Annotated in this window: 23 protein-coding genes; 13 read left to right on the plus strand and 10 right to left on the minus strand. The window is 63.8% G+C overall.

Annotated elements, in window-relative coordinates; translation table 11 throughout:
- Positions 1 to 76 precede the first annotated feature (76 nt).
- The gene (gene motB, locus B0G71_RS35590) at positions 77 to 1,066 is read right to left on the minus strand and encodes a flagellar motor protein MotB (RefSeq protein ID WP_116147850.1); all 990 of its coding nucleotides are present in this window, start codon (positions 1,064 to 1,066) and stop codon (positions 77 to 79) included.
- 14 nt (positions 1,067 to 1,080) lie between these two features.
- Positions 1,081 to 1,950, minus strand: coding sequence for a flagellar motor stator protein MotA (motA, locus tag B0G71_RS35595; protein WP_116147851.1), 870 nt, complete (start codon positions 1,948 to 1,950; stop codon positions 1,081 to 1,083).
- 425 nt (positions 1,951 to 2,375) lie between these two features.
- On the opposite strand from motA, the gene B0G71_RS35600 reads away from it, so the two are divergent.
- Together B0G71_RS35600 and B0G71_RS35605 are read left to right on the plus strand one after the other, a co-directional pair.
- Positions 2,376 to 3,389: a hypothetical protein gene (locus B0G71_RS35600; protein ID WP_404935441.1), complete on the plus strand. Its 1,014-nt coding sequence runs from the start codon at positions 2,376 to 2,378 to the stop codon at positions 3,387 to 3,389.
- A gap of 89 nt (positions 3,390 to 3,478) precedes the next feature.
- Positions 3,479 to 4,891, plus strand: a complete 1,413-nt coding sequence (locus B0G71_RS35605; protein WP_116147853.1) for a DUF2252 domain-containing protein — start codon at positions 3,479 to 3,481, stop codon at positions 4,889 to 4,891.
- A 101-nt stretch (positions 4,892 to 4,992) separates the two neighbouring features.
- Here the strand turns inward: B0G71_RS35605 and B0G71_RS35610 are convergent, their stop codons facing one another.
- The gene (locus tag B0G71_RS35610) at positions 4,993 to 5,850 is read right to left on the minus strand and encodes a polysaccharide deacetylase family protein (RefSeq protein WP_116121999.1); all 858 of its coding nucleotides are present in this window, start codon (positions 5,848 to 5,850) and stop codon (positions 4,993 to 4,995) included.
- A 218-nt stretch (positions 5,851 to 6,068) separates the two neighbouring features.
- On the opposite strand from B0G71_RS35610, the gene B0G71_RS35615 reads away from it, so the two are divergent.
- The 6 genes from B0G71_RS35615 to B0G71_RS35640 all read left to right on the plus strand — a co-directional run bounded on the left by B0G71_RS35615 (position 6,069) and on the right by B0G71_RS35640 (position 10,934).
- Positions 6,069 to 6,833, plus strand: coding sequence for an SDR family oxidoreductase (locus B0G71_RS35615; protein WP_116147854.1), 765 nt, complete (start codon positions 6,069 to 6,071; stop codon positions 6,831 to 6,833).
- A gap of 77 nt (positions 6,834 to 6,910) precedes the next feature.
- Positions 6,911 to 7,123 carry an oxidoreductase-like domain-containing protein gene (locus tag B0G71_RS35620; RefSeq protein ID WP_116147856.1) on the plus strand — a complete coding sequence of 71 codons (213 nt, stop codon included), beginning with the start codon at positions 6,911 to 6,913 and terminating at the stop codon, positions 7,121 to 7,123.
- 54 nt (positions 7,124 to 7,177) lie between these two features.
- Entirely contained in the window at positions 7,178 to 8,044 is an 867-nt protein-coding gene (locus B0G71_RS35625; protein WP_116147857.1) for an NAD-dependent protein deacetylase, read from the plus strand.
- A 77-nt stretch (positions 8,045 to 8,121) separates the two neighbouring features.
- Positions 8,122 to 8,754, plus strand: a complete 633-nt coding sequence (locus tag B0G71_RS35630) for a DUF938 domain-containing protein (protein ID WP_116147859.1) — start codon at positions 8,122 to 8,124, stop codon at positions 8,752 to 8,754.
- Positions 8,755 to 8,942: 188 nt separating this feature from the next.
- The gene (gene gndA, locus B0G71_RS35635) at positions 8,943 to 10,352 is read left to right on the plus strand and encodes an NADP-dependent phosphogluconate dehydrogenase (RefSeq protein ID WP_106282432.1); all 1,410 of its coding nucleotides are present in this window, start codon (positions 8,943 to 8,945) and stop codon (positions 10,350 to 10,352) included.
- Positions 10,353 to 10,616: 264 nt separating this feature from the next.
- On the plus strand, positions 10,617 to 10,934 hold the full coding sequence (locus B0G71_RS35640) for a DUF4148 domain-containing protein (protein WP_116121994.1): 318 nt from the start codon (positions 10,617 to 10,619) through the stop codon (positions 10,932 to 10,934).
- A gap of 154 nt (positions 10,935 to 11,088) precedes the next feature.
- Here the strand turns inward: B0G71_RS35640 and B0G71_RS35645 are convergent, their stop codons facing one another.
- Both B0G71_RS35645 and B0G71_RS35650 read right to left on the minus strand, forming a co-directional pair.
- Positions 11,089 to 11,835 (minus strand): DUF2968 domain-containing protein, encoded by a 747-nt coding sequence (locus tag B0G71_RS35645; protein WP_116147861.1) that lies wholly within the window; start codon positions 11,833 to 11,835, stop codon positions 11,089 to 11,091.
- A 176-nt stretch (positions 11,836 to 12,011) separates the two neighbouring features.
- On the minus strand, positions 12,012 to 12,332 hold the full coding sequence (locus B0G71_RS35650; protein WP_106282429.1) for a hypothetical protein: 321 nt from the start codon (positions 12,330 to 12,332) through the stop codon (positions 12,012 to 12,014).
- A gap of 249 nt (positions 12,333 to 12,581) precedes the next feature.
- On the opposite strand from B0G71_RS35650, the gene B0G71_RS35655 reads away from it, so the two are divergent.
- The 3 genes from B0G71_RS35655 (at position 12,582) to ltaE (ending at position 14,970) form a co-directional block, all read left to right on the plus strand.
- Positions 12,582 to 12,893, plus strand: a complete 312-nt coding sequence (locus B0G71_RS35655; protein WP_181916886.1) for a cupin domain-containing protein — start codon at positions 12,582 to 12,584, stop codon at positions 12,891 to 12,893.
- Between the two features lie 154 nt (positions 12,894 to 13,047).
- Positions 13,048 to 13,815 carry a peptidoglycan DD-metalloendopeptidase family protein gene (locus B0G71_RS35660; protein WP_116149170.1) on the plus strand — a complete coding sequence of 256 codons (768 nt, stop codon included), beginning with the start codon at positions 13,048 to 13,050 and terminating at the stop codon, positions 13,813 to 13,815.
- Positions 13,816 to 13,962: 147 nt separating this feature from the next.
- Entirely contained in the window at positions 13,963 to 14,970 is a 1,008-nt protein-coding gene (ltaE, locus tag B0G71_RS35665) for a low-specificity L-threonine aldolase (RefSeq protein WP_116147864.1), read from the plus strand.
- Between the two features lie 115 nt (positions 14,971 to 15,085).
- On the opposite strand, the gene B0G71_RS35670 is transcribed toward ltaE, so the two are convergent.
- Both B0G71_RS35670 and B0G71_RS35675 read right to left on the minus strand, forming a co-directional pair.
- Entirely contained in the window at positions 15,086 to 16,453 is a 1,368-nt protein-coding gene (locus B0G71_RS35670) for an MFS transporter (protein ID WP_116147865.1), read from the minus strand.
- Between the two features lie 289 nt (positions 16,454 to 16,742).
- Positions 16,743 to 17,039 (minus strand): hypothetical protein, encoded by a 297-nt coding sequence (locus B0G71_RS35675; protein ID WP_116147867.1) that lies wholly within the window; start codon positions 17,037 to 17,039, stop codon positions 16,743 to 16,745.
- A gap of 150 nt (positions 17,040 to 17,189) precedes the next feature.
- On the opposite strand from B0G71_RS35675, the gene B0G71_RS35680 reads away from it, so the two are divergent.
- Positions 17,190 to 19,643 carry a glycogen/starch/alpha-glucan phosphorylase gene (locus B0G71_RS35680; protein WP_106282425.1) on the plus strand — a complete coding sequence of 818 codons (2,454 nt, stop codon included), beginning with the start codon at positions 17,190 to 17,192 and terminating at the stop codon, positions 19,641 to 19,643.
- 111 nt (positions 19,644 to 19,754) lie between these two features.
- Here the strand turns inward: B0G71_RS35680 and B0G71_RS35685 are convergent, their stop codons facing one another.
- Complete coding sequence (locus B0G71_RS35685; protein WP_116147868.1) at positions 19,755 to 20,843, minus strand: hypothetical protein; 1,089 nt, start codon at positions 20,841 to 20,843, stop codon at positions 19,755 to 19,757.
- Positions 20,844 to 21,167: 324 nt separating this feature from the next.
- Complete coding sequence (locus B0G71_RS35690; RefSeq protein ID WP_106282423.1) at positions 21,168 to 21,557, minus strand: DUF6232 family protein; 390 nt, start codon at positions 21,555 to 21,557, stop codon at positions 21,168 to 21,170.
- A 395-nt stretch (positions 21,558 to 21,952) separates the two neighbouring features.
- On the opposite strand from B0G71_RS35690, the gene B0G71_RS35695 reads away from it, so the two are divergent.
- Positions 21,953 to 23,434, plus strand: a complete 1,482-nt coding sequence (locus B0G71_RS35695; RefSeq protein WP_116147870.1) for an alkaline phosphatase family protein — start codon at positions 21,953 to 21,955, stop codon at positions 23,432 to 23,434.
- A gap of 100 nt (positions 23,435 to 23,534) precedes the next feature.
- Here B0G71_RS35695 and B0G71_RS35700 read toward each other — a convergent pair whose 3' ends face one another.
- Positions 23,535 to 24,689 (minus strand): porin, encoded by a 1,155-nt coding sequence (locus B0G71_RS35700; RefSeq protein ID WP_106282421.1) that lies wholly within the window; start codon positions 24,687 to 24,689, stop codon positions 23,535 to 23,537.
- Positions 24,690 to 24,716: the final 27 nt, after the last annotated feature.

The following is a 24,716-nucleotide window of genomic DNA, read 5'->3' on the forward strand; positions in this document are numbered from 1 at the left end:
TTATACACACAGGTGCTGATCAATGTGCGTTATCGAGCGCACCCGCCAAATCTATCGGACGCGCGGCCGGAAAATGCTACGGCGTGCTATGCGAACCGGTCACGGGCTGCAAGCGTGCGACCACTGCGGGGATGGCTGAACTTGCCGGCGTGGCTTCGTCGATCGCGGTGCGTCCGCCGTCGTGAAAGAAGGCGAGTTCCGCGGCCTTGTTCAACACCAGAATGCTGATGCGCCGGTTGGTCGGTTCGTCGGCGACATGGTTGTTCAGCGGCAATACGTCGGCCAGTCCGCGCACCTGCAGCAGCTTTTCGCCATGCATGCCGCCGGCGACCAGCGCGCGGCGCGCGGCGTTCGCGCGTTCCGACGACAGCTCCCAGTTCGAATAACCTTCCGGGCCCGCGGTGTATGGCACCGCATCGGTATGGCCGGCGATCGAAACGCGGTTGTCGACGTCGTTCAGCGCTGCGCCGATCTGCGTGAGGATCGTCACCGCATACGGCTGAAGCTTCGAACTGCCGGAAGGGAACATCGGCCGGTTCTGCGAATCGACGATCTCGATACGCAATCCTTCGTTCGTGATCGAGATGCGGATCTGATCTTTGAACGCCTTCAAAGTGGGGCTTTGCTCGATCAAGGCGGTGAGCTTCGCCTTCAGTTGCTCGAGACGCGCCGCATCGGACGGCGTCACCGACGGCGTGGCCGCGGAGGGCGGCGTCGGTTCGGCCTGGCTTTTCCTGCCGACTGCAGGCGTCGTATCGGAGATGTCGCGGCCGCCGCCTTGCACCACGCTCGGACGCGCGGCGGCTGTGCCTTCATTGCCACCGAGCAGGCTCGACAGCGGCGTGTTGAAATAATCCTCGATACCCTGCTTGTCAAACTTCGACGTGGAGCCGAGCAGCCACATCAGCAGGAAGAACGCCATCATCGCGGTGACAAAATCGGCGTAGGCGATCTTCCATGCGCCGCCGTGATTGCCGCCATGGTCGGCGGCTTTTTTCGAACGGCGCACGATCACCGGCGCCGGCGCCCGCTCCTCCTGCGAGGCGCGCGATCTTCTTTCGCTCATCATGCCGCTCCGCGTCAGGCCGACTTCGGCATCTTGGTGGCGCGCACGGCGTCGTCGAGTTCCTGGAAGCTCGGACGGTCGGCGGTGAACAGCACCTTGCGGCCGAACTCGACTGCGATCGGCGGCGCATAGCCGGAGAGCGACGCGAGCAGCACCGCCTTCACGCACTGGTACGGCTTGGCTTCGGCGCGGCCCTTTGCGTTGAGCAGATCGGCCATGGGGCCGATGAAGCCATATGCGAGCAGAATGCCGAGGAATGTGCCGACCAGCGCGCCGGCGATCATCTCGCCGAGCACGGCGGGCGGTGCGCCCACCGAACCCATGGTGTGAACGACGCCCATGACCGCGGCGACGATGCCGAAGGCGGGCAGGCCATCGGCCATCTTCTGAATCGCGTTGGCCGCGACCGATGCTTCCGCGTGATGCGTGGCCAGTTCCTCATCCATCAGGTCCTGCACTTCGAGCACGTTCACATTACCGCCGGACATCATGCGCAGATAATCGACAATGAAGTCGAGCAGATGATGATCTTCCAGCACGTGCGAATACTTCTGGAAAATCACGCTTTCTTCCGGCGCACCGACCTCGGCTTCGAGCGACATCATGCCCTCTTTGCGCGCCTTCTGAAGCAGTTCATAAAGCAGCGCGATCAGTTCCAGATATTTTTCCTTGGTGTAGCCGCCACCTTTGAAACATGACGGAATCGCCTTGATGGTTTTGCGCAGCGTGGAAGTCGGATTGCTCACGACAAACGCGCCGATTGCCGCACCGAAAATACACAGTAATTCGAAGGGCTGAAGCAGCGCCGGCAAGTGCCCGCCCACGCCGATAAAGCTACCGATCACAGAACCGATCACCAGAAGCCACCCGATTGCAACAAACATACTCTCTCCGATTATCTTGCGCGGCGCATGCTCGATCAGAGCAGGTCCTGTTTCGAGGACTTTTCTGGTGCGTCACAAAAGTTTTTGCATGTATGGGTAAACGGCTGAATTCGCCGTTGCTGAAGTGCTCGTCCGCGTGAAACGCCGAAAATTCACTAATCAGTTAGTTTTCGAAAAAGCGCCGGTAAATTTGTCCGCGTTTCGCGATCGTTGCCATTGCAACCTGTATTGGCCGATCCCGGTATAACCCGAGTCACTATGCCCCGCTGATGCAAAGAGGATACGTAACCTTTATACCGACCGGTCTGCTAGCATGACGTGCAATTTGCATCGCCGGCCACTCATGTGCGAGCCTTGCCGCGTAACCGTGCCCCGCCGATCACGAACCCCGGCAGCGCCAGCACTCAACCGGAGAGGAATCCCCTTTGCGAGCCTCGACATCTGCTGCTCAACGTTGGCTGGGTCACAAGGCCGCCGCCTGCCTCACGGGCGCCGGCCTGCTGTTCATTCCCACGCTCAGTAACGCCCAGGAATTTTCGCTATTCGGTGGCGGCTCGCGCGCGAGCAGTATCAACACCTATACGTGGGCCTTCAACTATCAGGAAGGCCTCGGGCAATATTTCGCCGCGAGCTTCACCTGGCTCAACGAAGGACATATTCCCAACCATCACCGCGACGGCCAGATGGTCCAGTTGTGGGCGCGCATTCCCGTGGGCAGTCCGCAATTCGTGCTGCAAGCCGGTGTCGGCCCCTATCGCTGTTTCGATACGACCACCGCGGAGCAGGGCGGCAGCTATTCCAACACGCACGGCTGGGGTGTGGTGTACAGCGTCCGCGCCGCGTACTACGCGTCGAACCGGTGGATTACGCAGCTTCAGTTGAATCGCGTGCACGTTCAGCGCGGACCGGATTCGAGCGGCGTGATGTTCGGCGTCGGCTATCAGCTCGACGCCCCGGGCTCGCCCGGTCCGCGCGACTGGGCGAGCGGCAGCGCGCACAAGGTCACCAATAACGAAGTAGCGGTGTATCTCGGCAAAACCATCGTCAACTCGACCAGTTCGCCGACTGCGCTGGGCGGCGCAGTCGAGTACCGGCGCGGCCTCGCGAAGTATCTCGACGTGACGGTCGGCTATCTTCACGAAGGCAGCAGCAAGGTGGCGCGGCGCGATGGCCTGACGAGCCAGTTGTGGGCCACGCGCGCGTTTCTCGACGACAAGGTTTCGCTGGCGGTCGGCCTCGGCGCTTACTATGCGATCAACGAGAACGAAAACAGCGCGACCCCCGGGCCGGGCGCCGGCAAGTTCTCCGGCCTCGTCACGATTGCGGGCTCCTATCGGCTGACCGGGCACTGGAACGCGCGGCTCGAATGGAACCGCGTCGTGACCCGTTATGATCGCGATTCGGATGTGATTTTCGGCGGTGTGGGCTATCGTTGGTGAGGGCTCATGCGTCAGTCGCCGGATGTCGTCGTGCCAGCAGAAGCAGTCTCTCGAACCGCTAGTCAAGAACCGGAAAAACGGAGAACAGCATGAAAGCCAGCACCATCGCCGAACGGGAGGCCCGGGGCCGTGCCGCTCGCGAGCATTCGAAACGTTCGAGCCATAAGGCGGTAGGCGAACTGCATCGCAACCCGATCGAGTTGCTCAGGCAAAGCAGCGAGGATCGCGTGCACAACCTCGTGCCGCTGCGCTATGGACGCATGGCCGCCTCGCCTTTCACGTTTTTTCGCGGCACCGCGCTTCTGCAGGCGCACGACCTTAGCCAGGTGCGTGACTCCGGTCTGACCATGCCAATCTGCGGCGACGGCCATCTGATGAATTTCGGCGGTTTCGCTACGCCGGAGCGGCAACTCATCTTCGATCTGAACGACTTCGACGAGGTATCGGTCGGACCGTTCGAGTGGGACCTCAAGCGTTTGACCGCGAGCCTCGTCGTCGCCGCGCGTCATATGCGTTTGAGTCGGGGCGCGGCGGAAAATCTCGTGATGACGGCGGTCACCGAATACCGCGATCGCATGTCGCAGTATGCGCAATGCGGCGCGCTCGAACTCTGGTACGACCGCATCACCTTCGACCGCATGGCGGAAACCGCGCTGACGCCGGAAGCCCGCCGCGCCGTGCGGCGCGGCATGGAAAAAGCCGCGAGCCGGACGCACGAAAATCTGCTCGAGAAAATGGCGGAGCGCGACGGCGAACGCTGGACGATTCGCGACGCGCCGCCGGCGCTGTTCCATGTGCTCGGTGCGAACACGCTGTTCACCGAGGAAGAAACCGAAGCGTACAGAACCGGGAACTCGCGCAAGATGCTCGAACGCATGTGGGCCGAGTACCTGAAGACGATGTCGCATGACCGGCGCGAACTGCTCAGTCATTTCACCGTGCAGGATATCGTGTTCAAGGTGGTGGGCGTGGGTAGCGTCGGCACGCGCTGCATGGTGGTGCTGTTGGCCGATCACATGGGTAAGCCGCTGTTCCTGCAAATGAAGGAGGCGCGGCCTTCGGTGATCGCGCGGTTCTACAAGTCGCCAGCCCACAAGCACGAGGGCGAGCGCGTCGTGCAGGGACAGCGCATGCTGCAGGCCGCGAGCGATATCTTTCTCGGTTGGGCGACGGGGCCGCTCGGGCGGCATTTCTATTTCCGGCAGCTACGCGATATGAAGCTCTCGGCGAACATCGAGCTGTTCGATATCGAACTGCTGGGAGGCTATGCGCGGCTATGCGGCTGGATCATGGCGCGCGCGCATGCCAAGGCGAGCGGGCAGGCGATTGAAGTCAGCGCGTATATCGGCCGTGGCGACCAGTTCGCGGAAGCGCTCACCGGTTATGCGGCCGCCTACGCGGACCAGGTGGAGCGCGATTACGACGTGTTCCTGAAAGCGTGCCGCAGCGGCCAGCTCGAGGCGCGCACCGACGAAGACATGGCGGCGGATTTCCGCATGTAGCGGCGGTGATCGCGCTGCGCTGCGCGATGAACTGCGTGCAAGCCGCGTAACCTGCAACGCGCATGAGCCGAGTGGCCTGCGCCCATATGCGTTACCGCGCTTCAGTCGTTCACGCGCGCGTCGCGCAGCGTGACGAAACGCAGATGCCGTTGCCGCGCCGCGTCGATCACACGCGGCAGCACGGCGAGGATCAACGGCGTGCCTTCAGCGGTGAGGGCGGCGTTGCCGTCGTGCAGCAGCAGAATGTCGCGTGGCGCGAGGCCATCGAGCAGCCGTCGCGTAACCACCCGCGGATCGCGCTCACGGGTGTCGTAGCCGCGCCGCGTCCATGCCGCGAGCCGCAGATCGAGCTTGCGCAAGACCGGTTCGAGAAAGATGTTGCGCAAGCCGGCCGGCGCGCGGAAGAACATCGGCCGTTCGCCGCTCAAGGCTTCGAGCGTGCGTTGTGCCGCGTCGATTTCGCGCGTGAGCGCGCCCGGCAACGTCACGGAAAACGTGTGGACGTGAACCTGCGAATGGTTTTCGAGCGCATGGCCGCGGGCGACGATCTCGCGTGCGAGTTCCGGGTAACGCTGCGCCTTCGCGCCGATGCAGAAGAACGTGGCGCGCACGCCGAAGGCGTCGAGCAGGTCCAGCACGTGCGGCGTGACGGCCGGATCGGGACCGTCGTCGATGGTCAGCGCGATCGCGTCGGCGTTGCGTGCATGGGCCGGCAGGCGGGTCCAGTTCGGACCGAGCAGCGAGGTGCGCGGCAACAGGCCGGCTACCGTGAAAATGGCATGATTCACAAAAATCGCGGCGAGCCACCAGGGCCACGCGGCAGGTGCGATCAGCCATCCCGCCAGCACGATGACATGCCATGCGGCGGTGGCGGTGAGCATCGCGGGATAACCGGTTTGCGGCCAGCGGCGCGACGGCGCGTCGTGGACGCCAGACGGCGGCGTGGAGAGTTCTTTCATAAAGCGTGCTTCCTGTCTTCCTTCCTCCTTCCTGGGAAGGCGCTGAATTGCGTGCGCGGCGCGCAACGGCAAACGATACCATTGATGCGCATCCCGACGCGCCCGTCGACAGGAACGGCAAATAATGAAAGCGCGCCGAAAGACGTTGTGCCCACTACGGCCGGTTCGCGGGCAGACTGTCTGCACTCTGGATCCACTGAACTACGAGGAGACGTGACGTGACGGATACGGGAATCAAGAAAGTCGCGCTGGTGACGGGCGCGGGCAGCGGGATCGGCCGCGCGTGTGCGCTCAAGCTGCTGGAGCACGGTTATAGCGTCGTGCTGGCCGGCCGCCGTCAAGCGCCGCTCGACGCCGTCGTTCGCGAAGCGCAGCAACTCGGCGGTGACGCGCTCGCGGTGGCGTGCGACGTCACCAGCGCCGATAGCGTCGCCGCGTTGTTCGAGACGATCCGCACGCGCCGCGGCCGGCTCGACGTGCTGTTCAACAACGCGGGCCGCAACGGCTCGCCCGTCGATATCGACGAACTCGAGATCGACGAGTGGCGCTCAATAGTCGATACCAACCTGACCGGCGTGTTCCTGTGCACGCGCGCGGCCTTCGGTCTGATGAAAACGCAGAATCCGCGCGGCGGACGCATCATCAATAACGGTTCCATCTCGGCGCATGCGCCGCGGCCGAACAGCATCGCCTATACCGCTACCAAGCACGCTATCACCGGGCTCACGAAAGCCGTGTCGCTCGACGGCCGCAAATACGACATCGTGTGCGGCCAGATCGACATCGGCAATGCGGCGACGGAAATGGCCGAACGCATGGCGCGCGGCGTGCCGCAGGCGAACGGCGAGATCGCGGTCGAGCCGCTGATGGACGTTCAGCACGTCGCGGACGCGGTGCTGCACATGGCCGAACTGCCGCTCTCGACGAACGTGCAATTCATGACGATCATGGCGAGCAAGATGCCGTTCGTCGGCCGGGGCTGACGGCTTCGCACGAGCAGCAAGCGGCGCGGGATCAACTTATACTGTCCGCTTCCCGCCTTGATGGAACGCAACTTGCCGTGCCCCGAGCCACACCGAAGGACGACCCGCAGCCTGTGCCGCCCGTGCAGCCCGATCTCGACGACTGTTGTCATAGCGGCTGCAATCCATGTGTGTTCGATCTCTACGACGAAGCGCTGGAACGTTATCGAAGCGCGCTCATTGAGTGGCAGGCGCGGCAAGCCCCGCGCAAGCCGGAAACGCGGCGCGGCAAGCCGCGTTCGCACCGCTGAGCGGAACATGGGATGTTGCCTCGGGACCGCCACCGCCCTTCACCACGCCTCGTCATGACCGACCTTCAGTCCGCGCCTCTCGAACCCCTGAACGACTCGCACACGCTGGACGACCTGCATCGCTTCGTGCAGCGTTATCCGCGGCTGTTCGTGCTGACCGGCGCGGGCATCAGCACCGACTCCGGTATTCCCGGCTATCGCGACGACAACGGCGAATGGAAACGCTCGCCGCCCATCACGGTGCAGGAGTTTCTCGGCACGCTCGCCATGCGCCAGCGTTATTGGGCGCGCAGCATGGTCGGCTGGCCGGTGGTCGCACACGCGCAGCCCAACGCCGCGCATACCGCGCTGGCCCGGCTCGAAGCGGCCGGCCACGTGCCGACGCTGGTAACGCAGAATGTCGACGGCCTGCATCAGCGGGCGGGCAGCCGCGAGGTGATCGAACTGCATGGCGGCATAGACGGTGTAACGTGCCTGGACTGCGGCATGCAGCACTCGCGCGCGTTGATCCAGCAGACGCTTGAAGCGGACAATCCCGCGCTCGTCGACGTGACCGCCGAAACCGCCGCCGATGGCGACGCGCATCTCGAATGGCACGATCTCGGAGGGTTCCGCATTCCGTCCTGTTCGAATTGCGGCGGTTTGCTCAAGCCCGCCGTGGTGTTCTTTGGCGAAAGCGTGCCTAAGGAGCGCGTGGAGGCGGCCTCGCGCGCGCTCGACACGGCGGACGCCGTGCTGGTGGTCGGCTCGTCGCTAATGGTTTATTCCGGCTATCGCTTTTGCGTGTGGGCGCAAAAGCGGGGCAAGCCGGTCGTCGCCATCAACCTGGGACGCACGCGCGCCGATCCTTTGCTGTCGTTGAAAATCACCGCGCCGTGCGCGCAGACGTTGACTGCACTGGCCGGCCGGCTGGCGCTATGATCGCGAACTCGCCGAACTCGTGCGTGTGACCTTGTACTGAGACTGAAACTGAAACTGAAGCAGAACCGAAGCTGAACATGACCGATTTCCAACCGGCGCTGCGGCAACATTCGCCATCCGCTGAACGCAACCGCGAACCCATCCTCGCGTTGTTGCGCGCCGTGCTGCCGGCCAACGGCCGCGTGCTTGAAATCGCGAGCGGCACCGGCCAGCACGCGATCTGGTTCGCCCGCGCGATGCCCGGACTCGACTGGCAACCGAGCGACGCCGATGCCGACGCGCGTGCTTCGATTGGCGCGTGGGTCGCGCACGAAGGGCTCACGAACGTGCACGCGCCGCTCGCGCTCGACGTGCATCAGCCGGACTGGGGCGTGGACACGCTCGACGCCGTGGTCTGCATCAACATGATTCACATCTCGCCGTGGAGCGCGGCGCAGGCGCTGTTCGCGGGTGCGGGCCGCCGTCTCGTCGACGGCGGTGTGCTGTACCTGTACGGCCCATATAAACGCGGCGGAGCGCATACTTCTCCGAGCAACGATGCCTTCGATCAGCAGTTGCGCGGCCGCGATCCGGAATGGGGCGTACGCGACATGGAGAAGGTCGTGGCGTTGGGCGCGTCGGTCGGACTGGTGTGCGATGAGCCGATCGCGATGCCCGCCAACAATTTCAGTCTGGTGTTCAGGAAACGCGCGGACGCGACGCGAGTCTGACGCGCGTCAAACGCGATTGAACGCGGTCAAGCGCGGGTCCACCGCAGATTCGACGCGGTGGAAAACGCTGCCCGTTGTCCACCAACGAGCGGCAAGCTGGCATTTCTTTTATTCTTTCACCCTCGACGTCCCGCCGACGTTTTTTCCGGCGCGGCGTCACGACATTTTTTGGACTCTGGAGAATTCACATGGGCAAACAGGCAATCGGCGTGGTGGGGCTAGCGGTCATGGGCCGCAATCTGGCGCTCAACATCGAGAGCCGCGGCCACGCGGTGTCGGTGTACAACCGTAGCCGCGAGAAAACCGACGAACTCATCGCCGAATATCCGGACAAGAAGCTGGTGCCGGCTTTCACGCTGGAAGAATTCGTGGAGTCGCTGGAAAAACCGCGCCGCATTCTGCTGATGGTCAAGGCAGGTGAAGGCACCGACGCCACGATCAATCAGTTGAAGCCGCTGCTGGACAAGGGCGACATCCTGATCGACGGCGGCAACACGCATTTCACCGACACCATCCGCCGCAATCAGGACCTCGCGAAGTCCGGGCTGCACTTCATCGGCACGGGCGTGTCGGGCGGCGAGGAAGGCGCGCTGAAGGGTCCGTCCATCATGCCGGGCGGCCAGCGCGACGCGTACGATCTGGTGGCGCCGATCCTCACCGAGATCGCCGCGAAGGCGCCGGACGGCGAACCGTGCGTCGCCTACATGGGACCGGACGGCGCGGGCCACTTCGTGAAGATGGTGCACAACGGCATCGAGTACGGCGACATGCAGCTGATCGCGGAAAGCTACGCGGTGCTCAAACAGGTGGTGGGTCTGTCGAACGAAGAACTCGGCAAGGTCTATACCGAGTGGAATCAGGGCGAGCTCGACAGCTATCTGATCGAAATCACCTCGAAGATTTTCAGCAAGAAAGACGACGAGACCGGCAAGGACCTGGTCGACGTGATTCTCGATCGCGCCGCGCAGAAGGGCACCGGCAAGTGGACTAGCCAGAACGCGCTCGACCTCGGCGCGCCGCTGCCGCTGATCACGGAAGCCGTGTTCGCGCGCGTGCTGTCCTCGCTGAAAACCCAGCGCGTGGCCGCGAGCAAAGTGCTGGAGGGACCGGCGGCCAAGCCGCTCGGCGCCGAGCGCGACGCCTTCATCGAATCGGTACGCCGCGCGCTGTACTTCAGCAAGGTCATTTCGTACGCGCAGGGCTTCGCGCAGCTACGCGCAGCGTCGGAAGAGTACAAGTGGGATCTGGATTACGGCACGATCGCCAAGATTTTCCGCGCCGGCTGTATCATCCGCGCCCGCTTCCTGCAAAAGATCACGGACGCTTATACGAAGGACAAGGCGATCGCCAATCTGCTGCTCGATCCGTATTTCCGCGACATCGCCAAAAATTACCAGGCAGCCTTGCGCGAGGTCGTGGTGGCCGCGGTCAACGCGGGCGTGCCGGTGCCGGCTTTCGCGTCGGCGATTGCGTATTTCGATGCGTATCGTTCGGAGCGTTTGCCGGCGAACCTGGTGCAGGCGCAGCGCGACTTCTTCGGCGCGCATACGTTCGAGCGCATCGACAAGCCGGGCAGCTTCCACGCGAACTGGAGCTGAGCGTTTGAATCGCGGCCGGTCGCGCCCTTGGAGCAGGGCGCGACCGGCCGCAAACACGCTGCAAATGCAAGATGATGAATTATTGCTGAAAGCCAGGACCAAGACAGGCCTCCCAGGCCAGCGGTCCGCTACTGTTGCTAAATTCGAAATAGAGTTTCATTGTTTTAGGGGTTTCCCCTAAGTGTCGACCTTCTTAAACTTCTACTTAAGCGCTACGGAATACAAACCGCGGCGAATTAAAAACAAGTTCTGGAGGTTTACATCATGAAGGCTCTTATCTCTGCAGTCGTAGTCGCCGCCGCTCTGGCCGCTCCTGTCGCTTCCTTTGCTCAATCGAATCAGCCGGTTACGCGCGCTCAAGTTCGCGCTGAACTGGTTCAACTCGAAAAGGCCGGTTACAACCCGGTCGGCGATCAGATCAACTACCCGGCTAACATCCAGGCAGCGCAAGCACGCGTCGATGCGCAAAACGGCACCGCTCAGGCTGTGAACAGCGGCTATGGCGCACCGATCGCCGGCAGCTCGCAAGCGGGCCGTCCGGTGAGCAGCAACGACCGTAATTCGGTCTACTTCGGCAACTAATCTGCGCTGAAGCTGATGGAAGCGCCGCCTGATCGCAAGGCGGCAAGCAAATGGAAACGCCGTCCGGATTGCCGGGCGGCGTTTGTCGTTTACGGCGCGGCCAGGGCGCCGGTGTTCGACGCGATGCCGGTGCGCGCTCGTCGGCGCGCGGTGCTCATCGATTCGGCAAATGTGGGATCGCTTCGTTGCTCGTCAGATTGAGCTGGTGAATCTGCCGATGCGCCTTGTTCAGATGAGCCTGCGCGGCCACGCGCTGCGCTTCCAGTTGCGATACTTCCTTGCGTACCTGGTGCTGGCGGGCCGTCACCGCCTGCTCGTGCGTGCCGCGCCTTTGCAGATCGCTGCGCAGCCGTTCGGCCTGAGCCTCGGAGCGCGCGATCATGCGCGCCAACTGTTCGTTCTGCGCCTCCAGTTGGGCGCGCCGGGTTTCGCCGTCCGCGAGCCGCGTCGCCTGTTCCTCGAAATGATGAAAAGCGGTTTCCGCGGCGTCGAGATCGGCGGCCTTCAGCGCGCGCCACAGCAAGCCGTCCTCATAGAGCGCGACGTAGTACGCCAGTTCCTTCGCGTGAAACAGCAGGCTGACCGAATAGTCGAAGCTGCGGAAGACGCGAAACGGCGCCAGCGCTTCCTCTTCCGCGAGCCATTCCACTTCGGCGACGTCGGCGATCTGCACGCCGCGCACGCCGACCTGCGCCGGCACCACCGGCACGGGCCGCAAGGCGCTTACCGGACGAACCGGCCGCGGCAACGCGGGACCGGCCGGCGAGCCGTCGGACGCCGCCGCCAAGGTTGCGTGCTCGCTGCTGTCGGGTGAGGCGGGATCGGAGGCACTCTCTCGCGCGTTCTGCACGAGATGTGATGGGCCTGCCAGTACGTTGCGGCGGTTCAGGAGACTTTTCACGGCGGTCCTCCGGTTGAGTCGCCCGAAATCTGCAGACGGCACCGGCGGTGAAGCATGCCGGCGAATCAGCCAGGCCGAGCGGTGAGCAAAACGTGGCGGACCGGCGACGCCGCTCAGTGGACGCCGAAGGTGCGCGGTGCGGCGGATGCACCCGGATGCAATCCGCCAGCGCGGCTCTAGTGCAGCGTGCGATGCCGGCGGCTTATTTCATCGAATAATGCGCGGCTGGGTTCGAGGGCGAGCAGCCAGGATTCGTCGTAGCCGCTCAGGTTGTCGAGCGCCTCGCGCAACCGCTCGATCGCCACTGCCGGAATCTCGACGCTCGCCTCCACGCCGCTCGACAATCCCGCGATACTGGCCAACTGGACGAGGGCGTCGGCGGCCTCGGCCACGTCGGCGGCGAAAACCAGGTGTGTGTTTAGCAACTCGACCAGCCCGGGCGACGCCGCGACATCGTCGACGTGGAGTTGTACGGCCAGAAAGGTGGCTTTGTTCATTCTCAACTCCCTCGCAGAATTCAAACGTTTTACTTTCGGCGCGTCGGGGCAGCAAGAACGAGTATAGGCGAGCGCCCCGCGGATTCAATGCTCACACGAATCGCGGCACCGTCCGCTGGCGTAAGCCTGCCGTCCAGCACACCTATAATGGGGCCAGCCGGAAACCAGTCTGCGCCAGTTCCGGCGGCCCGCCGTGCCCGATGCATCGAACGCCATGCCGGCGCCGTTTTTTCCAACTGCCTCGTGACCATGAAGATCATTCGCAGCAAGAATTTCATCGCGGCGCGCCCTTGGGGAGCGCTCGATATCGCCAACATGCGCGGCATCACGACGCGCCTGCATTGGACCGATCACCCGTACAAATGGCATGTCAACGACGGCGAAGAAGTGTTCGCCGTGCTCGATGGCCGCGTCGAGATGCGTTATCGCGAGGGCGGCGTCGAACAGTCGGCCATTCTGGAGACGGGCGACGTGTTCTACGCATCGGTCGGCACCGAACATGTGGCGCATCCTATCGGTGTCGCGCGCATTCTGGTGGTCGAGGCAGAAGGCAGCGTCTGAATTCTGGCGGCCGCCCGGTGCCATGCCAGCGCGGTTCTCACCGCGCGTGGCGGCATAATGGATAAGCGCCGCCGCGCCCGCGAGAGGAGCGGCATGGCAAATGCTTGGGCATCGATTGAATCTGATCGATCGAAAAAATGTCGAGGAAAATCAAATGACAAGATCATGGCAATTGACGGGGACCCGGTTGCTGGCAGCGGCCGCGCTCGGCTTGATATTCAGCGGCTGTACGACCATGCCGTGGGAGAGCACGCCGTTTTACAGCACTACACCTTCCCGCCCGACCACGCTCAGCACGGTGCCGGTTCCCGCCGGTTTCTACCGGGTCAATCCGGGCGACACCATCGACGGCATTGCGTCGGCGTATGGCCACAAGCCGCAGGAGATCGCGGCGTGGAATGGCCTCCCGGTCAACGCCGCCGTCACACCGGGGCAAGTGCTGCGGGTGTCTCCGCCGATGGCCTCGGGCAGCGTCGTGACGCCGCCGGTCGCCGTCGCGCCGAGCGGTTCCGCCACGCCCGGCGCGCCGATGGCAGCCGCCGGACCGCAGCAGGGCGTATTGCAATGGCCGGTGCGTGGGCCGGTGCTGAGAGCCTTCGCGCCCGGTAAATCGAACGGCATCGTGATCGGCGGGCGGGCCGGCGATCCGGTCAAGGCGGCCGCCACCGGCCGCGTGGTGTATGCCGGCACGGGTATCGAGGCGTACGGACCGCTCATCATCATCAAGCACGACGACTCGCTGATCACCGCCTACGGACAGAACAGCACACTGCTCGTGAAGGAAGGCGATGCAGTCGCACAAGGGCAAACCATCGGCGAAGTCGGAGTGGACAGCCGCGGGGTGGCGTCGATCCAGTTCGAGGTCCGCCAGAACGGCCAGCCGGTCGATCCGCTCGCATGGCTACCCAAGTCGGGCGGGTGATGCTTCTTTCCAGCGCGATTTCAGCGTAGCGTTAATTGAATATACTGTGCGACTAACTGCCGCCGCCATGGCGCCCGTCGATAGCGACGGTTCGCCACGGCGAGCGGCTGCTACAGGCTGTCATTCACAGACGCACAGGGACACACAATGATCGATTTGCGCAGCGATACCGTAACCCGTCCGACTCCGGCGATGCTCGCGGCCATGTCGGCCGCCGAAGTCGGCGACGATGTCTGGGGCGACGACCCCACCGTGTTGCGTTTGCAGGCCACCTTGGCCGAACGCACCGGCAAGGAAGCAGGCCTGTTCTTCCCCAGCGGCACGCAAAGCAATCTGGCGGCGCTGATGGCGCATTGCGCGCGCGGTGACGAATACATCGTCGGCCAGTTGGCGCATACCTATAAATATGAAGGCGGCGGCGCGGCGGTGCTCGGCAGCATCCAGCCGCAACCGCTCGAAAATGCCGCGGACGGCTCGATCCCGCTGGAGAAGATCGCTGCGGCGATCAAGCCCATCGACAACCATTTCGCGCGCACGCGGTTGCTGGCGCTGGAAAACACCATCGGCGGGAAGGTGCTGCCGGCGGGGTATGTCGCCGAGGCGGTGCAGCTTGCGCGTCAGCACGGCCTGTCCGCTCACCTCGACGGCGCGCGCGTTTATAACGCGGCAGTGGCGTCGGATAAGCCGGTCGCGGCATTGTGCGAGCCGTTCGATTCGGTCTCGGTCTGTTTTTCGAAGGGACTGGGCGCGCCGGTCGGCTCGGTGCTGGTCGGCAGCCGCGCACTGATCGACGTGGCGCACCGCTGGCGCAAGGTGCTGGGCGGCGGCATGCGGCAGGCCGGCGTGCTGGCGGCGGCGTGCCTGTACGCGCTGGATCACAACGTCGAACGCCTCGCCGACGATCACGCGCACGCCGCGCATCTGGCAGCGGGTCTGGAGGCGATCGATCAGGTCAAGGTGCAGTCGGTCGCGACCAATATGGTGTTCGCGCAGTTTCCGCAGCAGCACTGCGCACCGCTCGAAGCGTGGCTCAAGGAGCGCGGCATTCTCACGCAGATGCTGTATGCGTCCCGATTCGTGACGCATAAGGATGTGTCGCGCGGGGATGTCGATACGTTTATCGCAGCAGTGAAGGCGTATTTCGCGGCGCGGTAAAGCCGAATAAAGCCGAACGCCACCCGGCTGCGAGCAACACTGCAAAGCAGCAGAACGAAGCTGCAACCCAGCAAACTACAGCGGACGCACTGTCACTCCAGCGCGCCCGCTTTTTTCATTTCATCGACGCCTTCGCATGCACGCCTGACCGATGCGACGGCGCGAGCAACCTGAGCCCGCTCGCGAGGCTCGCCGCTCCCGCAAAGAAAGCGCCGGTGCCCAGCGCCAGCGTCGGCCCATGCCGCCCGGCAATCCCAAAGCTCAACGCGACCAGCGCCGCGCCGGTGGTTTGCCCAAGCAGCCGCGCGGTCGCGACGATGCCGCTCGCGCCGCCGCTGCGCTCCGGCGGCGCGCTCGCCATCAACGCCTTCAGATTCGGCGACTGGAAAAACCCGAAGCCCGCGCCGCAGATCGCCATGCGAATGCCGATGTCGAGCACGTTCGGATGCACGGGCAGAAGTGCCAGCGAAGCCATTCCCGCCGACATCACCGCGAGACCGATCGCGCCGAGCAGTCCCGGCGGATAGCGGTCGGACAGGTTGCCCGCCAGCGGCGCGGCCAGCGCGACCACCACGGGCCACGGCGTCATCAGAAAGCCCGTTTCGACCTGGCTGCGATGCAGCACGTCTTCGAAGTAGAACGGCAGCGAGACGAACGCCAGCCCTTGCGCGGCGAACGAACACACGGCCGTCACCGCAGACAACGCGAACACCGGCCGCTTGAACAGATCGACGGGCAGCATCGGCGCAGGGTGGCCCGCCTCGCGGCGGATCAGCAAGAAGCCGAACACCAGCGCAATCGCCGCCGCGCTCACCACCAGTTGTGTCGACGCGCGCTGGGCCGCCTCGCCGAGCGCGAAGATCAGCGCGGCGAAGGTGATGACGTTCAGGAGCGCCGCGACCGGATCGAAGTTGTGCTTGCCGCGCTCGGTGTGCGGCAACGCCGGCCAGGCGAAGCCCAAAGCCAGCAGGCCGAGCGGCACGTTGACCGCGAACAGCCACGGCCATGCGGCAATCGACAGAATCAGCGACGCCACCGTCGGCCCGACCGCGAACGACACGCCGACAATCAGCGCGTTGGTGCCGAGACCGCGTCCGAGCCGGTGCGGCGGATACAGATAGCGGATCAGCGCGGTGTTGACGCTCATGATCGCGCTCGCGCCGAGGCCTTGCAGCACGCGCGCGGCAGCCAGCAGCGGCAGCGTCGAGGCGAGCGAGCACGCCAGCGACGCGAGTGTAAAAAGCGCAATCCCGCCGATATAGATCCGCCGATGCCCGACGATATCGCCGAGCGCGGCGAGCGGCAGCAGCGTCGCGACCATCGCCAGCTGATACGCATTGATGATCCACACCGACGCCGCCGGCGCAGCATGCAGGTCGGCGGCGATGGCCGGCAGCGCGGTGTTGGCGATGGCGGTGTCGAGCGTGGCGAGGGCGACGGCGAGCATGATCGCGGCCATCGCGCGGCGGTTGGCCGCGGACATCGGGACGTCCGCGGGAAAAGGCGGGGCGGGGTGGGCGGCGCTGGGTTTGTCGGACAAGGCGGTGACTCGACGGGTTGAGCATGCCTGCGTGCAGCCGGACGAGTCGAGGCGCGCGGCGCGCGAGTGGCAGAGGTTGCGGGACGTGCGACGCGCGTGACCCGAATGCAGCGTTCGAGGCATTTCAGGCAGCCGCGCGGCGAATGTAGCGATTGTTACAGAGACGCAGAAATCGTGCTGGGACTCGGGCGAAGCAGGGCGCGGATCAAGCCTGCGTAGATGCAACTAACGGTCAAGCCCGCCCGGTGTCTACAGAGCTGCTGCGCGCCCGCGTTGTCACACGCCATTCCGGCACAACCGGCTTGCAGGTGAGGTGCTCCGATTTGACCACGCGTCGAGCCACCCACTCTTTCATCCGCGCGTCACGCGGCGAAAAAATAATGGCGTGGCCTTTCACTCGGTGCGCATTGGGCGTTTCGCAATCGTTTGCCAGTTTTGCGGAACCGATGCACGCGCGCAGTGCCACACACACGTGGCTTGCACCTCGCGCGTGCGAAAAAGCGGCGCGCCGGCCGATGTCGGCGGGCATGGCATGTGCGTAACCAGGCGCTCGTGCCCGCCGGTGTCCGGTGGTCGTAAAATGACCTACTCTGTTTCTTAACCCGCCTGACCGGCTCGCGCCTCCCGCCCGTCATCTGTGCGGTTCGCGTATGTCGCGTCTTTTTTCCCGGAGGCTTCGATGACAGCCGTCGATCTGGAATTCGACCAGCTCAACAGTACCGTCGACGCGCTACGGCGCTCAATTTCCAATCGCATGATGTATGGCGTCGGCAAGGACGCCGTCACCGCGCATCCGCATGACTGGCTGCACGCCGCGGCGCTCGCCGTGCGCGACCGGCTGGTCGCGCGCTGGATGAAAACCACGCGCCTGCAATACGAACAGGACGTGAAACGCGTCTACTACCTGTCGATGGAGTTCCTGATCGGCCGGACCTTTACGAACGCCTTGCTCGCCCTCGGCATCCACGATCAGATGAAGGAAGCGCTGGCAAGTCTGGGCGTGGATATGGACGCGCTGACCGATATCGAGCCGGACGCCGCGCTCGGCAACGGCGGCCTCGGCCGGCTCGCGGCATGCTTTCTCGATTCGATGGCGACGCTCGGCATTCCTGGCTTCGGCTATGGCATCCGATATGAATACGGCATGTTCCGTCAGCAGATCGTCAACGGCGAGCAGGTCGAAGCGCCGGACTACTGGCTGCGCGCGGGCAATCCGTGGGAGTTTCCGCGGCCCGAAGTCACGTACATGGTTCACTTCGGCGGCCGCACGGTACAGCGCGGCGAACACGTGGAATGGATCGACACCCAGCACGTGAACGCCACCGCGTACGACACCGTCATTCCAGGTTACGCGACCGACGCGACCAACACGCTGCGCCTATGGTCGGCGCGCGCCGCCGAGGAGCTCGATCTCGGCGCGTTCAATCGCGGCGACTACCGCAATGCGGTCGACACGAAGAACATGTCGGAGAACGTCTCGCGCCTGCTGTACCCGGACGACTCGACCCCGGCCGGCCGCGAGCTGCGCTTGCGGCAGGAATACTTTTTCGTCTCGGCGACCATGCAGGATCTGATTCGCCGCTATCAGCGCACGCACAGTACGTTCGGGCGCTTCTCCGAAAAGGTGGCGGTGCATCTGAACGATACGCACCCCGTGCTGGCAATTCCCGAGCTGATGCGTTTGCTGGTGGACGTCCACCATCTGCAGTGGGACAAGGCGTGGAAGCATGTGACGCAGATCTTCTCGTACACGAACCACACGCTGATGCCCGAGGCGCTCGAAACGTGGGACGTCGAGTTGCTCGCGCGGCTGTTGCCGCGCCATCTCGAGATCATCTTCGAGATCAACGCGCAGTTTCTCAAGCACGTGAGCGAGCAATCAGGGCATGACGCCGAGATGATCCGCCGCATTTCGCTCGTCGACGAATACGGGCAGCGCCGTGTGCGCATGGCGTATCTGGCGATCGTCGCGAGCCACAAGGTGAACGGCGTGTCGAAGCTGCACTCGCAGTTGATGACGCGCGATATCTTCGCCGACTTCGCAAGCATCTATCCGGACCGCTTCACCAATGTCACCAACGGCATCACGCCGCGCCGCTGGCTCGCGCAGGCGAGCCCGTCGCTGTCCTCGCTGATCGATCAGCAGATCGGCAAACACTGGCGCAGCAATCTGTTTGAACTGGAGCAGTTGCGCAACCTGCGCACGGATAGCGGCTTTATCGAAGCCTTCCGTGAAGCAAAGCGGCAGAACAAACTGCGGCTCGTGCACCGTCTCGCGCATCACACGAAACTGCATTTCGATCCGGACGCGCTGTTCGATCTGCAGGTCAAGCGCATTCACGAATACAAGCGGCAATTGCTTAACATTCTGCATGTGATCGTGCGCTACAACCAGATTCGCGCGAATCCCGAACTCGACTGGGTGCCGCGCGTGGTGATGTTCGCCGGCAAGGCCGCGTCCGCGTATCGGATGGCGAAGACCATCATCAAGCTGATCGGCGACGTCAGCGAAAAGGTCAATCACGATCCGCTGGTCGGCGACCGTCTGAAAGTGGTGTTCGTGCCGAACTACGGCGTGAGCGTGGCGGAGCTGATCATTCCGGCCGCCGATCTGTCGGAGCAGATTTCAATGGCCGGCACGGAAGCTTCGGGCACCGGCAACATGAAACTCGCGCTCAACGGCGCGTTGACGATCGGCACGATGGACGGCGCGAATATCGAAATCTGCGACGCGGTGGGCCGCGAAAACATCTTCATCTTCGGCCATACCGCCGACGAAGTGGACAGCCTGCGCGCCACCGGCTACCGGCCGCGGCAAATCTACGAAGACAACGCGGAACTGCGCACGGCGCTCGACCAGATTCGCACGGGCTTCTTCTCGCCGGACGATCCATTGCGCTTCTCGGATATTTTCCACACGCTGGTCGATTGGGGCGATCACTACATGGTGCTCGCCGATTTCGCCGCGTTCGCCAAGGCTCAGGACGAGGTGGACGCGCGCTTCGTCGACAAGCGCGCATGGACGGAAAGCGCGATCGAGAATGTGGCGGGCATGGGGCAGTTTTCGTCGGATCGCACGATCGGCGAATATGCACGCAACATCTGGCATGTGAATCCGCTGAATATCGAATAGCGGACGGTTGCTTCGTCTCAGCTCGACGTGGACGTGGAAAGGCCGTGCGATTGCTGGTTCAGAATCGCACGGCCTTTTCATTGACCGATGCCGCAACTGATACCGCAGCGGTCATTGCCCGAACTGCTCGATCTCGCTCGCGGCGCGCAGGCCCAGCTGGCCGTGCGGGAAGTCGAACAGCACGTCGATATTCTGCATGCCCATCAGGCCGATCACGATGCGATCGGCGCCCGGTTTCGCCTTGACGATCGTCACTTGCGCGCCTTCATAGCGATGCACCCATTTGCCTGTGCCGAGCGCCGCGTTGTAGTTGCCTTGATTGAGCACCTTGCCGACTTCGTCGTCGCCGGTCCAGTTCGGCGCCTTGTCCATTTCAACGCGGATCATGTCGGTGCTGGCCGTGGCGAACACCAGCGGCGCGCAAAAGGTCATCTTGTCGCCGACGTTGACGCAGCCTCTCGGCCATTGCGCCGTGCCGTCTTGCAGGACGGTCATCGGCACCATCGTGTAGTCCTTCGTGAGCGCGCTCGACGGACTCAGCACCAGGTAAGGTTTCGCAAAGTTCGAGTGCACCAGGTAGCGCTGGCCGATGTTGCCGGGCAACGCGCGCAGCGGTTGCGTGCAGCAGGTGTCGTCAGGTTGCGCCGCGCCGATGCCGAACAGCCCCGAGAATGCCCAGCCGAATTCACCGGTGTAGCCATCCATGCCCACGCAACGCCGGGCGTTGGGCTGGCAGTTCACCAGTTCGACGGATTGCGCGTCGATTTGCGCCGGCTTCGTGCCCGCGAGGCTCATCGGCAGTCTGACGGCCGCGCCGGAGACTTGCGCGCCGTTCGCCAACGGCAGCGAACTCAGCGGACCGGCGCTCGGATAGTCCGTGCCCGGCAGGACCGACTTCAGCACGCGAACGCCTTGCGTGCCGGTATCCAGTGCGACATATACCGCCTTGCCGTCGAGCTGGATCGGCAGGCCGAGGCGCGCGTGACCCGTGTCGACATGCTCCACTTGCAGCGGAATCAGCAGGCCGTCCTGGCCGCCGTTGATCAGGGAGGCGGCCGGCGCGGGCGGCGTGGGCGTGGGGAAGGTCACGGCGCAGCCGCTCATTACGAGCGCACCGGTCACGACAAGCGCGGCCGCGCTGAGACGACGCCGGCTGAGGCGCGAATGCCGGCGCGCGGCATCGAGAAACGACAGGAACATAGGTCACACGCTTTGCAAGAGGGCGGGTCCCTGACGAAGGCGAGGCATTGCAAGCGGCGAGGCGGACAGCGCGAACAGCAATCGCGCTGGATTGGCCGCGGCGTGATCGATAAAACCGGGTCGCTTGCAAACCTGCGGGAGGGAACACGCGATAACAGGAGCGGCGACTCTACATGGCCGCTCGGGTGCGATTGCAAAGATGTGTGAAGGCGCGGGCGCGGCCGGCAACCGGCCCGTGCAAATGTCGATCTACATCAATAGTCGCGCGGGGGCGCGTGCCGTGCTATCGCCCTCGATAGCGGCAAATAGCCGCGTGGCGCGGCATCAAACCTTCGGTGCGGCGGCTGTGGCCTTCGCTTCGTTCACGGCCACGCCGACGCGTTCGACAAAATCGCGATCGACGCTCGACAGCGCTTCACGCTCGCCATTCGCCGTCTGCACCATCAGACGATGCGTGATGTCCTGGCTCAGCCAGGTGAGCCAGCCGACCACGGCCAGCATCGTGCCGCACACCATGCCTACCGGCGAGCGCAATATCGCGCCGGCAATAACGCCGGCGAGTCCAAGCAGCGAAATCGCGATCGGCAAGACCTTGTTCTTCGGCACGGTGACAACGCGCACATCCACGATCTCGCGCAGCGGAAAGACCTGGCCGGCGGACGAGAGTGCGTTGCGCGTGACCGACACGCCACGATCATTGAAGGGTGTTTCCATCGAGTCGAATGCAAGCGGTGGCAAAGCGCGCAGCGTACCAGAACTTTCGCCATCCGATGTCACGGCGCCTTCTGCCGGCCGAGCCGTGCCGGTAAGCATCGACCCACGCGGCGGATACGAGCGTTTGCCATACGCTTCGGATGACTGAGGGGTTCCCACAATAACCCGATCGGCGGCCTTGGCCGTCAGCAGCCTGTGTTTCATAGCCATGACCCCATGATAGTGGGAACCAGTCTTTGCGCACTTGCGCGACTGGTTGGACACATATCTTATGCGCCGATGTGCAAAGCATCCGGCAGGGAGGAACGTTAACTGCTACCTCTCTCGACGCAGTCGAGCAGCGGTACGAGCGAACACGCCCTCACGATACACACATAGACCCAGGAGACGAAAAAATGAACACTCGGCCCCCGAATCCGCCTGATTTTGCGCGCCGGAAAATTCTCGCCGCGCTGGCAAGTTCTATTGCATTGTCGGCATGTGGCGGGCGCGGCAGCGGCTCCGGGTCAGACGGGTCGACCCCGCCTGCGATCGGAACGATCCCGCCGGATCGCGCCAATCTTCCGCGTCCTCCTCTGCCTGATCCGTCGACTTCCGGCATCGACCATATCGTGCTGGTCACGATGGAAAACCGTTCCTTCGATCATTTGCTGGGATGGGTGCCGAACGCCGAAGGCACACAGGCAGGCCGCACGTTCACCGATGCGTTCGGCACGGCGCGTGCGTCGTTCGCGCTCACCGCCAATGCGGCCTATGGCTTCCAGGGTTGCGCCTATGCGGACCCGAATCACGCGTACGAAGCCGGGCGCGTCCACCTCGCAAACGGCGCGATGAACGGCTTTCTGCTAACGCCGGCCACCAGCCTCACGCCCGGCGACTTGCTGCCGGTCGGCTATTTCCAGTCCGCGGATCTGGAGTTTTACCAAGGGGCCGCCACGCAGTACACGGTGTGCGACTATTACATGAGCGGCATTCTCGCCGACACTTACCCGAACCGGGTCTACCTGCATAGCGGTGAAACGGACCGTCTGAGCGACACGCTCGACGTCTCGTCGCTGCCGACCATCTGGGACCGGCTGGACGCGAAGAACATCTCGTCGACGTATTACTTCCACGACGTGCCGTTCACGGCGCTTTACGGCACCCGCTATGTCGGACGTTCCAAGCTGTTCGCCGATTTCCTCACCGATGCCGCCGCGGGCACGCTACCGTCGTTCTGCATGGTCGATCCGAGTTTCGGCGGCGAATCGCAAGGGACCTCGAACGACGATCATCCGCATGCGGACGTGCGCAATGGCCAGGTGTTGTTGGGGCAGATCTACGACGCGCTGCGCACGAGCCCGAACTGGAGCAAGACGCTCGTGATCATCGTCTACGACGAGTGGGGCGGCTTCATGGAACATGTCGCGCCGCCTGTCAGGCCGGTATCGGCCGCGGAAAGCGCGTTGGGCAACGACGGGCGGCTCGGGTTTCGCGTGCCGTGCGTACTGCTCGGACCGCGCGTACGTGCGAACAGTGTGTCGCGTTACCCGTTCGATCCCAGTTCGATCCACCAACTGCTTGCCTGGCGCTTTGGACTCGATCCACTCGGCGCGCGGGGCAGCGATCCGGCAACGGTCAACCTCGCGTATGCGTTGGATCTGGCGGACGCACCGCGCACCGACGTGCCGGCCATTGCCGTCACGCCGGGTGTCTACGGCGCGGCGTGCACGGCGTCTGCGGCCACTGGCGCCTCGACCGCGACCGGCATCGGACAGCTGGACAAAAGTCAGGTCACGCCGCAAAGCGCCGTCCCCAATACGGCAGTCAGCGCGGTGGGCGGCCGCTTTGCGGAGCTGAGAACGCAGGCGGACGCGCTCGGCTTCCCGCGTCCGTAGCAAGCAGGGCCATTGCCCAAAAGAAAAAACGCCCCGCGGGGCGTTTTTCCAGAATTTCTCGCAGCAGCGAACTCGCGTTCCCCGCCGCGAGAGACTCGCTTTAGAACTTGTGACGGATACCGACACGGAACGCCAACTGGTTATCCGAACCCGTGCCCGACGTGCTGAAGTAGCTCGTGCTCGAACCGATCTGCGCCTGCACATCGCCCGTTGCCGCGTTGTGGCCCGAAGCGATCTGGTAGATACCCAGCGCGTACACGTCCGTACGCTTGCTCAGCGCGTAGTCGACGCTCAGGTCCGCCTGGTTCCAGTGGCCCTTGTTCGCGTTGCTCAGGTGCATGTACGTGTAGCCCGCGCCTGCCGTCAGAGCCGGCGTGAACGCGTACTTCGCGCCTGCTTCATAGGCGGCGAACGTCGTCGTGCCACCCGTGATCGGCTCGAAACGCGTGTTCGTGTACAACGCCCACAGCGTGGCTGCCGCGATCGTGTAACGGCCGCCGACACCGAACGTGCGCAGATCGCGCACGGTGCCCGTCGTCACGTTGGCCATCGCCGTCGAGAATGCCGGCGTCGATTGCGAGGGGAAGCGGATGTCCGTGTAAGCCGCGCCGACGCCAAACGGGCCGTTTGCGTAGTTCACGCCGAAGCTATAAGCGCGCGACGAACCCGCGGTCGTGCCGACCGTCGGCGAGCCGGCGAACGCGCCAGCCTGGTTCGAGAAGCCGTACATCGCGCCGAAGGTCAGGCCCGCGAAATTCGCGCTGCTGAACTTGACTGCGTTGTTGATACGGCTCGACGTCAGCTGGTCGACGTCGTTGATGTGGTAAGCGTAGTTACCCGCGACGGTCTGGCCGCCGGTCGAGTAGTTGCCACCCAGGTAGTCGGTCGAAAACGAGTACTGGCGACCGAACGTCAGCGAGCCGATGTTGTTTTGCGACAGACCGACATAAGCCTGACGGCCGAACAGCGCGCCGCCCTGGCCGAGCGTGCCGTTGCCGCTGTTAAAGCCATTTTCCAATACGAACAGCGCCTTCAGGCCACCGCCCAGATCTTCCGTGCCGCGCAGGCCCCAACGGCTGCCTTGCGCAACGCCGTCGTCGTACTTGAAGAGGTTGTCGTGACCCGTTGCGGTCTTCGAGTTGTTCACGTAGCTGATACCGGCATCGATCACGCCATACAGCGTGACGCTGCTTTGCGCATGGGCGGCGGTGGCGAAGACGGCGAGAGTAGCGGCGGTCAATAGTTTCTTGTTCAAGACTTTCTCCGAATAAAAATTAAGCGA

The sequence above is a fragment of the Paraburkholderia sp. BL27I4N3 genome (assembly GCF_003386115.1).
Lineage (GTDB): Bacteria > Pseudomonadota > Gammaproteobacteria > Burkholderiales > Burkholderiaceae > Paraburkholderia.